General features: G+C 66.5%; 9 protein-coding genes and 1 riboswitch. Of the genes, 5 read left to right on the forward strand and 4 right to left on the reverse strand.

What is annotated here, in order from left to right; genetic code table 11:
• Nucleotides 1-28 precede the first annotated feature (28 nt).
• Nucleotides 29-1,663, reverse strand: a complete 1,635-nt coding sequence (locus tag Q8L83_RS07205; RefSeq protein WP_305285643.1) for an acyl-CoA synthetase — start codon at nucleotides 1,661-1,663, stop codon at nucleotides 29-31.
• 165 nt (nucleotides 1,664-1,828) lie between these two features.
• On the opposite strand from Q8L83_RS07205, the gene Q8L83_RS07210 reads away from it, so the two are divergent.
• Both Q8L83_RS07210 and Q8L83_RS07215 read left to right on the forward strand, forming a co-directional pair.
• Nucleotides 1,829-3,601 carry a cation:proton antiporter gene (locus tag Q8L83_RS07210; protein WP_305285644.1) on the forward strand — a complete coding sequence of 591 codons (1,773 nt, stop codon included), beginning with the start codon at nucleotides 1,829-1,831 and terminating at the stop codon, nucleotides 3,599-3,601.
• Nucleotides 3,602-4,094: 493 nt separating this feature from the next.
• Entirely contained in the window at nucleotides 4,095-5,288 is a 1,194-nt protein-coding gene (locus tag Q8L83_RS07215) for an OmpA family protein (protein WP_305285645.1), read from the forward strand.
• A gap of 104 nt (nucleotides 5,289-5,392) precedes the next feature.
• Here Q8L83_RS07215 and Q8L83_RS07220 read toward each other — a convergent pair whose 3' ends face one another.
• A complete protein-coding gene (locus tag Q8L83_RS07220) occupies nucleotides 5,393-5,962 on the reverse strand; it encodes a TMEM165/GDT1 family protein (RefSeq protein WP_305285646.1) in 570 nt (189 codons plus the stop codon).
• A gap of 11 nt (nucleotides 5,963-5,973) precedes the next feature.
• Nucleotides 5,974-6,159, reverse strand: a riboswitch (yybP-ykoY riboswitch).
• 320 nt (nucleotides 6,160-6,479) lie between these two features.
• On the opposite strand from Q8L83_RS07220, the gene Q8L83_RS07225 reads away from it, so the two are divergent.
• Nucleotides 6,480-8,366, forward strand: coding sequence for a ribonucleoside-diphosphate reductase subunit alpha (locus tag Q8L83_RS07225; protein WP_305285647.1), 1,887 nt, complete (start codon nucleotides 6,480-6,482; stop codon nucleotides 8,364-8,366).
• A 305-nt stretch (nucleotides 8,367-8,671) separates the two neighbouring features.
• Entirely contained in the window at nucleotides 8,672-9,400 is a 729-nt protein-coding gene (locus Q8L83_RS07230; protein WP_305285648.1) for a lipid A-modifier LpxR family protein, read from the forward strand.
• Here Q8L83_RS07230 and maiA read toward each other — a convergent pair.
• Nucleotides 9,384-10,037: a maleylacetoacetate isomerase gene (gene maiA / locus Q8L83_RS07235; RefSeq protein ID WP_305285649.1), complete on the reverse strand. Its 654-nt coding sequence runs from the start codon at nucleotides 10,035-10,037 to the stop codon at nucleotides 9,384-9,386. The two genes, Q8L83_RS07230 and maiA, sit on opposite strands and share 17 nt — an antisense overlap.
• A 215-nt stretch (nucleotides 10,038-10,252) precedes the next feature.
• On the opposite strand from maiA, the gene Q8L83_RS07240 reads away from it, so the two are divergent.
• Nucleotides 10,253-11,296 (forward strand): ribonucleotide-diphosphate reductase subunit beta, encoded by a 1,044-nt coding sequence (locus tag Q8L83_RS07240; RefSeq protein WP_305285650.1) that lies wholly within the window; start codon nucleotides 10,253-10,255, stop codon nucleotides 11,294-11,296.
• A gap of 117 nt (nucleotides 11,297-11,413) precedes the next feature.
• Here the strand turns inward: Q8L83_RS07240 and htpX are convergent, their stop codons facing one another.
• A complete protein-coding gene (gene htpX / locus Q8L83_RS07245) occupies nucleotides 11,414-12,352 on the reverse strand; it encodes a zinc metalloprotease HtpX (protein WP_305285651.1) in 939 nt (312 codons plus the stop codon).
• Nucleotides 12,353-12,411: the final 59 nt, after the last annotated feature.

Below are 12,411 nucleotides of genomic sequence, written 5' to 3' on the forward strand. Positions count from 1 at the left end.
AGACCCCGGGAGACTCATTACATTTTCGTTAGGCTTTGGCGGCCAGGGCGTCCTGGGCCTGGGCGCGCACCGACTTGTAGTCGAGCTTGCCGTTGGGCGCGCGGACCACGGGCGCGAACACCAGGTCCCGCGGGACCTTGTAGTCGGCGAGGTTGGTCTTCACGTGGGCCTGAAGGTCGGCGAGGCTGGGCTCGGCGCCGCCGGCCACATCCACCACCGCGCAGATGCGCTCGCCAAACCGCGGGTCGGGCAGGCCGACCACGGCGGCGTCACGCACGCCGGGGAAGCGCTTCAGGGCCTCTTCCACCTCTTCGGGGAAGACCTTTTCGCCGCCGGTGTTGATCACCTGGCTGCCGCGACCCAGCAGGGTGATGGCGCCGTCGGCCTCCACCGTGGCCCAGTCGCCGGGCACCGACCACCGCTGGCCTTCGAAGATGCGGAAGGTCTTGGCCGACTTTTCCTCATCCTTGTAATAGCCGAGCGGGGTGTGACCACCGACCGCCACCAGGCCGCGCTCGCCCGAACCCGGCGCCACCCGGCGGCCGTCCTCGGTGAAGACCGCCGCATTGGGGCCGGTGGCGAATTTGGCCGTCGCCGCCGAGACGCCGCCGCCGGACGCCGAAGAGGCGAGGCCGAGGGCTTCGGACGAACCCAGGCTGTCCATCAGCATGATGTTGGGCAGGTGCTTGAGCAGGCCCTGCTTGTTCTCCGCCGACCACATGGTGCCGGACGAGACGATCCGCTTGAGGCTGGGCATGGTCCAGCGGCCGGGATTGGCCTCCAGGCATTCCAGCATGGGCGCGGCGAAGGCCAGGCCCACGATGATCAGGCCGCTGACCCCCAGCCGCTCGACCTCGTCGAACAGGACGGCCGGATCGAACTTGCGCGAGGGCAGGGTGGCGATGGCGCCGCCGCTGATCAGCTGGCCAAAGGAGATGAACTGGCCCGTGGCGTGCATGAGCGGGGCGACCGGGATGGTGATCGCCTGGGGTTCGGCGGACGCCGCATTGGCCTTGGCGCGGACGCCGGCCTCTTCGACGGTCTCGAGCGGGGGCAGGCCGAGCAGCAGATTGGCGCCGCCGCCGAGACCCTTGAACAGGTCTTCCTGACGCCACATCACGCCCTTGGGCATGCCGGTCGTGCCGCCCGTATACATAAAGAGAAGATCGTCGGCCGAGCGTCCCCAGGGCGCCTCGAAGCGCGCGCCGTCGCCGGCGACGATGGCGTCATAATCCTCGGCCCAGTCGGGAACCGGGAAGCCCTCTTCGGCGACGGCGATCCAGGCCTTCACCTTGGGCAGGCGCGACCGGACCGATGCGGCCGTCTCGGCGAACGAGGCGTGGAACACCACGGCCTCGGCGTCGGCGTTGTCGAACAGATAGACCAACTCGTCGCCGCTGTAGCGATAGTTGGTGTTGAAGGGGACGAGGCCCGCCTTGAACGCGGCGTAGTAGGTCTCGATGTATTCCGGGCCGTTGTAGAGGTAGGCGGCGACCTTGGACTGATGGGTCAGCCCCTTCTCGACCATGCGTCGGGCCAGGGCGTTGGCGCGGGCGTCGAAGTCCTTCCAGGCGAGCACAGTGTCACCGTGGATCAGGGCTGGGCGGTCCGGCGTGGCGCGCGCGACCGATTCCCACAGGTTGGCGTAATTCCAAACCTCCATAGGGCGTCCTCCATTATCAAAATATGTGGCGCATAAAGAGGACGGGCCTGCGCGAAGTCAACGCCGCCCAGCCCTTGGCGGGCAAGGATCCTGACCGGCGCGTGGAACAGTTCGCCTGTAGGGCCGCGCCTGCCATACTTACCGTGAACGGGGGCGAGGGATCATATGGACGGCCACGGGGCGACGGACGGCTATAAGGACATCGTCCTGTTCCTGGCCACGGCGGGTGTCGTGGTGCCGCTGTTCCGGCGCTGGAAGATCAGTCCGATCCTCGGCTTCATCCTGGCGGGCGTGGCGCTCGGCCCGTTCGGTCTGGCGCGGCTGGGGGATCTGGCCCCCTGGGTGTCCTACTTCACCGTCGACAATCCCGAAGACATCGCCCAGCTCGCAGAGCTGGGGGTCGTCTTCCTGCTGTTCATGATCGGGCTGGAGCTGTCGTGGGAGCGGCTGCGGCTGATGCGCAAGCTGGTCTTCGGGCTGGGCGCGGCCCAGGTCGCGGTGACCCTGGGCGTGTTGACGGGCCTGGCCATGCTGCTGGGCATGGATGTGGCGCCGGCCGCAGCCATCGGCGCGGCGCTCGCCCTGTCCTCCACCGCCATCGTCATGCCGGTGCTGATCGAACAGCGTCGGCACCATTCGACCACCGGGCGGGCGACCTTTGCGATCCTGCTGTTCCAGGACCTGGCGGTGGCGCCGATCCTGATCACGCTTGCGGTTCTCGGCGCCCGGGGCGGGGAAGAGCTTTCGCCGCGCCTGCTGCTGACCTTCGCCCCGGCCATGCTGGGCATGATCGGCCTGGTGGCCTTTGGCCGGCTCCTGCTGCGGCCCCTGCTCCGATCGGTGGCGCGGGCCAAGAGCGAAGAGCTGTTCATGGCCGCCTGCCTGCTGGTCGTCATCGGGGCGGGCCTGGTCAGCGCGCTGACGGGCCTGTCCATGGCGCTTGGCGCGTTTGTCGCCGGCCTGCTGCTGGCGGAGACCGAGTTCCGCCACGAGGTCGAGGTGACCATCGAACCCTTCAAGGGCCTGCTGCTCGGGCTCTTCTTCCTGTCGGTGGGCATCGGGCTCAATCTCTCGCTCCTGGCGGCGCGGCCCCTGGAGGTCCTCGGCTTGGCGGCGGGCCTTCTGCTGGCCAAGGGTGCGGTGATCTTCGCCCTGGCGCGGCTGACCCGTCTGCCGCCCCTGGCGGCCGCCGAGGTCGCCCTGCCGCTGGCGGCGGGCGGCGAGTTCGCCTTTGTCATCATCAACCAGGCCGCCGGCCTTGGGGTGGTGTCGCTGCAGACCGGCCAGTTCGTCATGGTGGCCGCCACCCTGACCATGGCTCTGGTGCCGGTGCTGGCCTGGCTGGGCCAGCGACTGGCCCGTCGCGAGCCGCCGCCGGCCCTGGACGAGGCCCCGGGCGGCGGCGAGGGCGCGCCTGCGGTGCTTATCGTCGGCTACGGCCGTGTGGGGCAGCTTGTCGGGGACATGCTCAGCCGACATGGCGCGGCCTGGGTCTCGGCCGAGCGAGATCCGCGGCTGGTGGAGCAGGCGAGGCGCTCGGGCCGGCCCTGCTTCTTTGGCGACGCCTCCCGGGCCGAGTTTCTCAACCGCTGCGGCCTGGGCGACGTCAGCGCCCTGGTCGTGACGATGGATGATCCAGAAGGCGCCGAGACCGTGGTCTCAGTGGCTCGTCGGCTGCGCCCCGACCTGGTGATCGTCGCCCGCGCTAGGGACGCGCGCCACGCCAAACGCCTCTATGAGATGGGCGCCACGGACGCGGTGCCCGAGACGGTCGAGGCTAGCCTGCAACTCTCCGAGACCGTCCTTGTGGAGATCGGCGTGCCCATGGGCCTGGTGATCGCCTCGATCCATGAGCGGCGCGACGAATACCGGCAGGATCTCAACCGGCCCGACGCCTTGGGAGGCCGCCGTCGCAGCCGGGCGAACGACAAGGGCTGAGGGCCAAAGACTCCACTCTTGCGGGAAGCCGATTGCGTATTTCCCCAAGGGGCTGCAACATCACGTCTCGCCGATGCGAGGCGCCAGAAAATCTTTTGGCGGAGGATTTCTTTGGAACCTCTTCCTTAGGCTGGCGTTCATCGCCCGGCGCCATAAGCGTGGCGGTTGGTTTGGGCATCGTCTGCCCCGCCCGCGCAGCGCCGAAGTCTTGTCCAGGAGGAGAGTCCTCATGGATGTCGGTGTGCTGGTTAGTATTGGCCGATAGGCCGGGAGGGGTGGCGAGAACCCCTAAAACATCGCCGCGGATAGCGGAGGATGTGCCGGGTTGGGGCCAAGGGAGGGGGACGACCTAGAGATTCTCGCGAATTTCGACCAATCTGCCTGGTGATTGCGCAAGAGTGTTGCTCAGGCGACACTTCCGCGATGCGCCGGGCTTGATATAACGCTGCTGGGTCATATGGCCGCAGCAGAGGGCATGAAGAGGGTTCAAAATATGAAATTCAAACTCCTGGCAGGGGCCGCAATGGCCGCGGTTTTCGCCGCGTCCGGCGCGTCTGCCCAAGACGCCGGTTGGTACGGCGCCATGGACCTCGGCTATCATTGGCCCGAAGGCCTTGAGACCGGTTCGTCCAACAATGGCCCCGGTGGCGGCGGCTATAACTGGGAATTCAGCCAGGATGATGACTGGGCCGGCTTCGCCCGTCTCGGCTATCGGCTGAACCCCAACTGGCGTGTCGAGCTCGAGGGCGGCTATCGTCCCGGCGACATCTCCAGCGTCCGTGGCGCTCCGGGCTCGGCCATCGCCGGCCTCTGCACCCCCGGCGTGGTTCGCACCGCGGCGGCTCCGAACTGCGGCTCGCCCAACGGCGACGTCGAAGCTTGGACCCTCATGGGTAATGTCATCTATGACATCGCCCCCGGCGCGGTCATCAACCCGTTCGTCGGCGTCGGCGTCGGCGTCAATCACGTCAAGATGGACGTGACTGGCCAGTTCGCCACCACGCCTGGTCCGTTCACGGCCGCCAACCCGGCCATCCAGAACCTGTCGATCGACGACGATGATACGGCCCTGGCCTATCAAGCGATCGCCGGTCTGGCCTGGCGTGCGACTGACCGCCTCGACGTCGATCTGACCTACCGCTATCTCGGCGGTTCGGATCTCGACTTCGCCTCGGCCGGCAGCGCTTCGCTGCAGCCGGGCGTGTTCTCTGGCGACTACCGCGATCAGTCGGTGACCGTCGGCCTGCGTTACTCCTTCGCTTCGCCGGCCGCTCCGCCCCCGCCGCCCCCGCCGCCGCCCCCGCCGCCCCCGCCCCCGCCGCCGCCTCCCCCGCCGCCTCCCGCGGCGTATGAAGCCCGGCAGTTCGTGGTCTACTTCCCGTTCGATCAGTACATCCTGACGCCGGAAGCCCAGGCCGTGGTCTCTGAGGCCGCCAACTACGCCCAGGGCGGCAACGCCACCCAGGTCGTCGTGATCGGTCACACCGACTCCTCCGGCTCGCCGGCGTACAACGTCCGTCTGTCGGAACGTCGCGCCAAGGCCGTGGCTGACCAGCTGGTCGGCATGGGCGTCAACCAAGGCGCGCTGCAAGTCGACTGGAAGGGTGAGAGCCAACTGGCTGTCCCGACCGGCGACGGCGTGAAGGAACCGCTGAACCGTCGTTCGACCATCGACATCAACTTCTGATATCGATCTTCGACTGGCGCTAAGCCAACCGATGGGGAGCCCGGCCGCAAGGCCGGGCTCCTTTCGTTTGTGGGGTCTGACGCCGCCGTCGACGGCGGGCGGGTTCAGCCGAAGATCAGGATCCAGAGGCCGATCAGGGCGAAGGCCCCGGCCGCGAGGCTCCGGATAAGCTTGAGGGGTAGGCGCCCGGCGGCGGCTTCCCCCAACAGAACCACCGGCGCATTGGCCAGCATCATGCCGGCGGTGGTTCCCGCAGTGACCAGGAGCACGTTCTGGAACTGGGCCCCCAGGGCCGCTGTGGCCACCTGGGTCTTGTCCCCCATCTCCACGAAGAAGAAGGCGACCGTGGTCGTCCAGAAGATCGAGGCCCCGTCGCGTTGCGCCGGTGCGTCATCGTCTTCCAGCTTGTCGGGAATCAGCGCCCAGGCGGCGAAGGCCAGGAACAGGCCGCCCAGGATCCAGCGCATCCAGGGTCCCTGGAGCCAGGCGGCCGCCACGGCGCCGAGGCCGGCGGCCATGGCGTGGTTGGCCATGGTGGCGGCGAAGATGCCGCCAATGATCGGCCAGGGCCTGCGAAACCGCGCGGCCAGCAGCAGGGCGAGCAGCTGGGTCTTGTCGCCGATCTCGGCGATGGCCACGAGGCCTGTGGATATGAAGAAGGCTTCCAATGTCATGTCCCGGCGGGGTCGGACAGCGCATACCAATGGCGATCGACGCCTCCGACCCCGCATGGTCGACGCGCGAAAGCCAAAGGTCTCGCCAAGCTCAATCCGCCGGACGCGCCATGCCGTCTGGGCCAGGACCCTTTCGGCAAGTCTGTTGACGCGCCCCCCGCTGGAGATACGGGCGGCTACTCCCCAATGACGGGCTTGGCCTAGCCCCTTGCGCGGTCCAAGGCAAGTCGGCGCCTCGTGCGCAGCCGATTGGGGCGGGGCGCGCACGCACTAATTGTCACAGTCCCGTGAAGGGGAGGGGAGCGCGCCGCCGGAAAGCCCATTGCGATCAGTGGGCGGAGTCCCGACGTTAAGATCTAGGTAACGAAAATCCCTGGGGGCGAACCGTCGCACCCCGTTGACGAGTCATTAGCCTATGTGGCCCCATATAGTGGTGTCGTCGGGTTGGCGGCCACAAGATATAGCGGTGGGGCGGGAATATCGGGCATGGGCTCGAAGCCCCTGAAAGTTATGGGTTTTGGCCATGAGCGGCAGTGAAGCGGCAATGTTGAAGGTTTCTGAGGCGGCTTCGGCGGCGCAAGACCGCGCTGAACGCCCCCAGCTGCAGCTGGTTCGCAAGGTGGAGGTGGATCGCAGCCGCGACGCCCTGCTGACCGAATTCGGCAAGACCACGCTGGAGGACCGCTACCTGCTGGCCGGCGAATCCTACCAGGACATGTTCGCCCGGGTGGCCACGGCTTTCGCCGACGACGCCGACCACGCCCAGCGCATCTATGACTACATTTCCAACCTCTGGTTCATGCCCGCCACCCCGGTGCTGTCCAACGGCGGCGCCGATCGGGGCCTGCCGATCTCGTGCTTCCTGAATGCGGTGCGCGACAGCCTCGACGGCATCCAGGGCGTCTGGAACGAAAACGTGGCGCTGGCCTCCAACGGCGGCGGCATCGGCACCTATTGGGGCGGGGTCCGCTCCATCGGCGAGAAGGTCAAGGGCGCGGGCCAGACCAGCGGCATCATCCCCTTCATCCGGGTGATGGACTCCCTGACCCTCGCCATCAGCCAGGGCTCGCTGCGTCGGGGTTCGGCGGCGGTCTATCTCGATGTCCACCACCCCGAGATCGAAGAGTTCCTCGAAATCCGCAAGCCGTCCGGCGACTTCAACCGCAAGTCGCTGAACCTGCACCACGGCATCAGCATCTCCGACGAGTTCATGGAGGCCGTCCGGGCCGGCGAACTCTTTGGCCTGCGCTCGCCCAAGACCAATGAGGTGATCCGCGAAGTGGACGCCCGCTCGCTCTGGCAGAAGATCCTCGAGATCCGCCTGCAGACCGGCGAGCCCTATCTGATCTTCTCCGACACCGTGAACCGCTCCATGCCGCAGCATCAGCGCGAACTGGGGCTCAAGGTCCGGCAGTCGAACCTGTGCTCGGAGATCATGCTGCACACCGGCGTCGACCACCTGGGCAAGGACCGCACCGCGGTCTGCTGCCTGTCGTCGGTGAACGCCGAGAAGTTCCTGGAATGGCGCGATCACCCGACCTTCATCGAGGACGTGATGCGCTTCCTCGACAATGTGCTGCAGGACTTCATCACCCGCGCGCCGGGCGAAATGGACAACGCCGTCTACGCCGCGATCCGCGAGCGCTCGGTGGGCCTGGGCCTGATGGGTTTCCACACCTTCCTGCAGGCCCAGAACGTGCCCTTCGAAAGCGCGCTCGCCAAGTCGTGGAACATGCGCCTGTTCAAGCATCTGCGCCGCCATTGCGACGCCGCCAGCCGCCGGCTGGCCGAGGAGCGCGGGCCTTGCCCGGACGCGGCCGAGCGCGGCGTCATGGAGCGCTTCTCGCACAAGCTGGCCATCGCGCCGACCGCCTCGATCTCGATCATCTGCGGCGGCACCAGCGCCGGCATCGAGCCGATCCCGGCCAACATCTATTCGCATAAGACCCTGTCGGGCACCTTCGCCGTCCGGAACCCCTATCTTGAGCGTCTGCTTGAGGAAAAGGGCCTCAACACCCCGGCCGTCTGGGACACCATCCTGGAAAACGAGGGCTCGGTGCAGCACCTCGACGGGCTGAGCGACGACGAGAAGGACGTGTACAAGACCGCCTTCGAGATCGATCAGCGCTGGATCGTCGAACTCGCGGCCGACCGGACGCCCGACATCTGTCAGTCCCAGTCGGTGAACCTGTTCCTGCCCGGCGACGTCGACAAGTGGGACCTGCACATGCTGCACTGGATGGCGTGGGAGCGGGGCTGCAAGTCGCTCTACTATCTCCGCTCCAAGTCCGTTCAGCGGGCGTCCCACGCCGGGGCCGCGGTGGCCGCCGCAGGCATCGTGCCCGCCATGGCGCCGCCCGAAGACGGCCGCACCGACTATGAGGAATGCCTGGCCTGCCAATAGGCGGCGATCGGGCTGATTGAATCGCCGGCGCCTCCAGAGGTGCCGGCGTTTTCATGTGCGCTGTTCGATGCACGACCCCGTGACCAGATAAACCGGGAACCTCTGTCACCTTCCCCACATTGAAACGACATGGAAGGATGTCATCTGCCGCTCTGCGGTAGATGAGGGGACAGGGAGAGTAGCAGGTGCGGCTGTCGGCTGGATTGGCCATCGTCATGGGGTTCGGAGTTGCGACGTCTGCCACGGCGCAAGACTTCAGCTCCGCTACCCTCAATGCTGAGTCCACACAGGTTGCGTTTGACTTGATGGACGCCGCTTTTGCGCCGCAGTCCGTCTTCAATGAATTCGACGAAAAGGTTACGACGCCCGAAGCCTTCGCCCCGGGGCAGGGGCCGGTTCGCTGGCGCTCCAGCACGGTGCCGCTTGGGGTGACCGAGAGCGGCGCAGTTGATTCCCTTCGCGTCAGTGTCGGCGGTCCCCTGCGTGGCCCCGGCGGCCTGCCGCTCAATCCCGAACGGGCCGAGTTTGACGCCCGGGCCTATGAGGTCGCGATGGTCCGCGACTGGCCAGGCGCCATGAAATTCGCCGCGGGCGATTATGATGTGGACGTCTCGCCCCACGCCGGCCTGGGCTTCGGGGCCGGTGGCGGCCAGGCGGAAGCGGGCGCTCAGGTCCGTTTCGGCCAGAACCTTGATGACGAGGTCGAAGACCGCCTCAACGCCATGGGCGTGAGGGACGGGGAGTCCTTCGGCAAGACGGGGCGCTGGTATCTGTTCGCGGCGGCCAGCGGCCGGGCCGTCGGCCTCAACATGCTGCGTAATGACAATGGCTGGGATCAGGCCGGCTGGTCCACCGATCGCTCCAGCGCCCTGATCGGCGACGCTCATGTGGGCGTCGGCTGGCGCAAGGGTCCGATCCAGGCCGCCCTGGGCTATGTTCACCGTGAGGTGAAGGGCCAGCACATGATCTGGGGCCAGGAAACCCGCGACGACCAGATCCTCGCCCTGTCCTTCTCGATCAAGCCCTCGAACTGAGGTCAGACGAGATGAAGTCTGGCTGTGCTTCGGGCCGGGCGGCCTGAAACGCTGGAATTTCAGCGCACGCGCCCTCCACGGCCAGAAGCCGCTCATAGCTGGCCAGGGCGACGTCGAACCGTCGGGCGTTCCGTAAGGCAGGAATGAGGTGGAGATCGGCCCACCCCGGCGTCTCGCCGTAGCAGAATGTGAAATCCTGCGACCGTTGGGCGAGCATGGCCTCCAGTCGGGCCAAGCCTTCCGCCGTCCAGTGCGCCAACCAGAGCGCTTCCCCTTCTGGGCCTGCGCCCAACTCGTCAGCCACGAATCGGCGCACCCGACTGACGGTGACGGCGTGCATCTCGGCGGCGATAAAAAGACCGAAGCTACGCGATTGGGCCCTCAGAACGGGATCAGCCGGGAGAAGCGGCGGCTCAGGAAAACGCTCTTCCAGAAAGGCCAGAATGGCGCCGGACTGGGCGATCACCTGTCCGTTGTCCAGCTCGAGCGCAGGCATCAGCCCTTGCGGATTGATCCGACGATACTCACCCTCGGCGAGGCCAGGGACTGAGACATACTCATAGGCCAACCCCTTCAAGCCCAGGGCGATGCGTACCCGTTCCCCCGCCGAGTTCCGCTGGTAGGTATAGAGCTTCATGTCGCAGTTCCCTTCGCCGAGGTCGGCCCCGCCCCGGCAGCCAAGCCCCGCCGCGGGCGCCCGGCGGCATGATCGTCTACAGCTTGTGGCTGGTTAGGCATTGTTAACAACATATTGGGGGTAGCGGCCGATTGTCCCCTGGAGATCGCCCCAATCGCTGATAACGTTATCGGTGCGATCCTAGCTTTCTGTCCGCTCATCGAGGAAGTCACGCCGTGACCGACGCCAACCTCCGCGCCCTGCCTGGCCTGCTGACGCCGTCCTATGCGTACAAGCCCTTCCGCTATCCGTGGGCCTACGACTACTGGAAGAAGCAGCAGCAGGTCCACTGGATGCCCGAAGAGGTGCCGCTGGGCGAGGACATCAAGGATTGGGCGGCCAAGCTGAACGATAAGGAGCGGGCCCTGCTGACGCAGATCTTCCGCTTCTTCACCCAGTCGGACGTCGAGGTGAACGACAACTACATGGAGCGCTACGGGCGGGTGTTCAAACCCACCGAGGTGAAGATGATGCTGGCCTCGTTCTCCAATATGGAGACGATCCACATCGCCGCCTATGCGCTGCTGCTCGAAACCATCGGCATGCCCGACTCGGAGTTCACCGCCTTCCTGGATTACCAGGAGATGCGGGACAAGCATGACTACATGCAGCAGTTCGGCGTCGATTCGGACGCCGACATCGCCCGCACCCTGGCCATGTTCGGCGGCTTCACCGAGGGCCTGCAGCTGTTCGCCAGCTTCGCCATGCTGATGAACTTCCCCCGCCACAACAAGATGAAGGGGATGGGCCAGATCGTCTCCTGGTCGGTGCGCGACGAGAGCCTGCACTGCGAGGGGATCATCCGGCTCTATCACGCCTTCAACGCCGAGACGAAGGTGGTGACCAAGTCGGTAGCCGACGACATCGTCGACTGCTGCAAGACCGTGGTGGGCCTGGAGGACAAGTTCATCGACCTGGCCTTCGAGGCCGGTGAGGTCCAGGGCATGACGCCGGACGACATCAAGTCCTATATCCGCTTCATCGCCGACTGGCGTCTGCGCCAGCTGCACCTGCCCGAGGTCTACGGGGTGAAGGAAAACCCCCTGCCGTGGCTGCAGTCGATGCTGTCGGGGGTGGAGCACGCCAACTTCTTCGAAGCCCGCTCCACCGAATATTCCAAGGCCGCCACCAAGGGCCAATGGCACGGGGACTCCGGCGTCTGGTCGGAATTCGACCGCCTGCTCAACAAGCGCACGGATAACACCCTGCCGGCGGAGTAGAGCATTTTCTGCCGTCATCCTCAGGCTTGTCCCGAGGATCCCTCTCCAAGGCGGGCGCAAGCGTCACAAGGGATCCTGGGCACAAGGCCCAGGACGACGAACCTCTAAAGACTTCGCCTAACCCCAGGGACCGCCCTTCGAGCGCCGCGTGACCGGCACCGCCGTGCCCACGGCCCGGGCGGCCCGCTGGACGGGCGCGGCCACCTTGCCGGCCATCTCCATCAGGGCCCGCACCCGGTTCTGGGTCGCCGGGTGGGTGGAGAACAGGTTGTCGGCCCCACGCCCCGACAGGGGGTTGATGATGAACATCTGGCCGGTGGCCGGATTGCGCTCGGCCGGCAGGTTCACCGTGCCGCGGGCATAGTGCTCGATCTTCTGCAAGGCGTCGGCCAGGGCCTCCGGATCGCCGCAGATTTCGGCCCCGCCCCGGTCGGCCTCGTATTCCCGGCCGCGGCTGATCGCCATCTGCACCAGACTGGCGGCCATGGGGGCCAGGATCATCATGGCGATGGTCCCGATGATCCCGCCCGGCCGCTCACGATCATTGCCGCCGAAGAACAGCGCGAAATTGGCGAGCGCCGAGATGGCGCCGGCCACCGTAGCCGTCACCGTCATGGTCAGGGTGTCGCGGTTCTTCACATGGGCCAGCTCATGGGCCATCACGCCGCGCACCTCGCGGCGGTCCAGCATCCGCAGCAGGCCCTGAGTCGCCGCCACCGCGGCGTTCTCCGGATTGCGGCCGGTGGCGAAGGCGTTGGGCTGGTCGGTGGCCATCACATAGACCTTGGGCCGGGGCATGCCGGCGCCGTCGGCCATGTCGAAGATGTCGCGCACATAGTTGCGGACCAGGGCCTCAGGGTGGCTCTCGTCCACCTGCTGGGCGCCGTGCATCTTCAGCAGGATCTTGTCGGAGTTCCAGTAGCTGAACAGGTTCATGCCCCCAGCCAGGACCAGGGCGATCAGCATGCCGCTGGCGCCGCCGATCATGAAGCCGATCCCCATGAACAGGGCGGTCAGGGCGGCCAGCAGGGTGAAGGTTCTCAGGTGATTGTGCATCTTGCGTTCGGCGATTGTTCCAGGCCCCAGATATGGGGAATGGCGAGGCCCTTGCGCAA

The sequence above is a fragment of the Phenylobacterium sp. genome (assembly GCF_030680185.1).
In the GTDB taxonomy this organism is placed as follows: domain Bacteria; phylum Pseudomonadota; class Alphaproteobacteria; order Caulobacterales; family Caulobacteraceae; genus Phenylobacterium.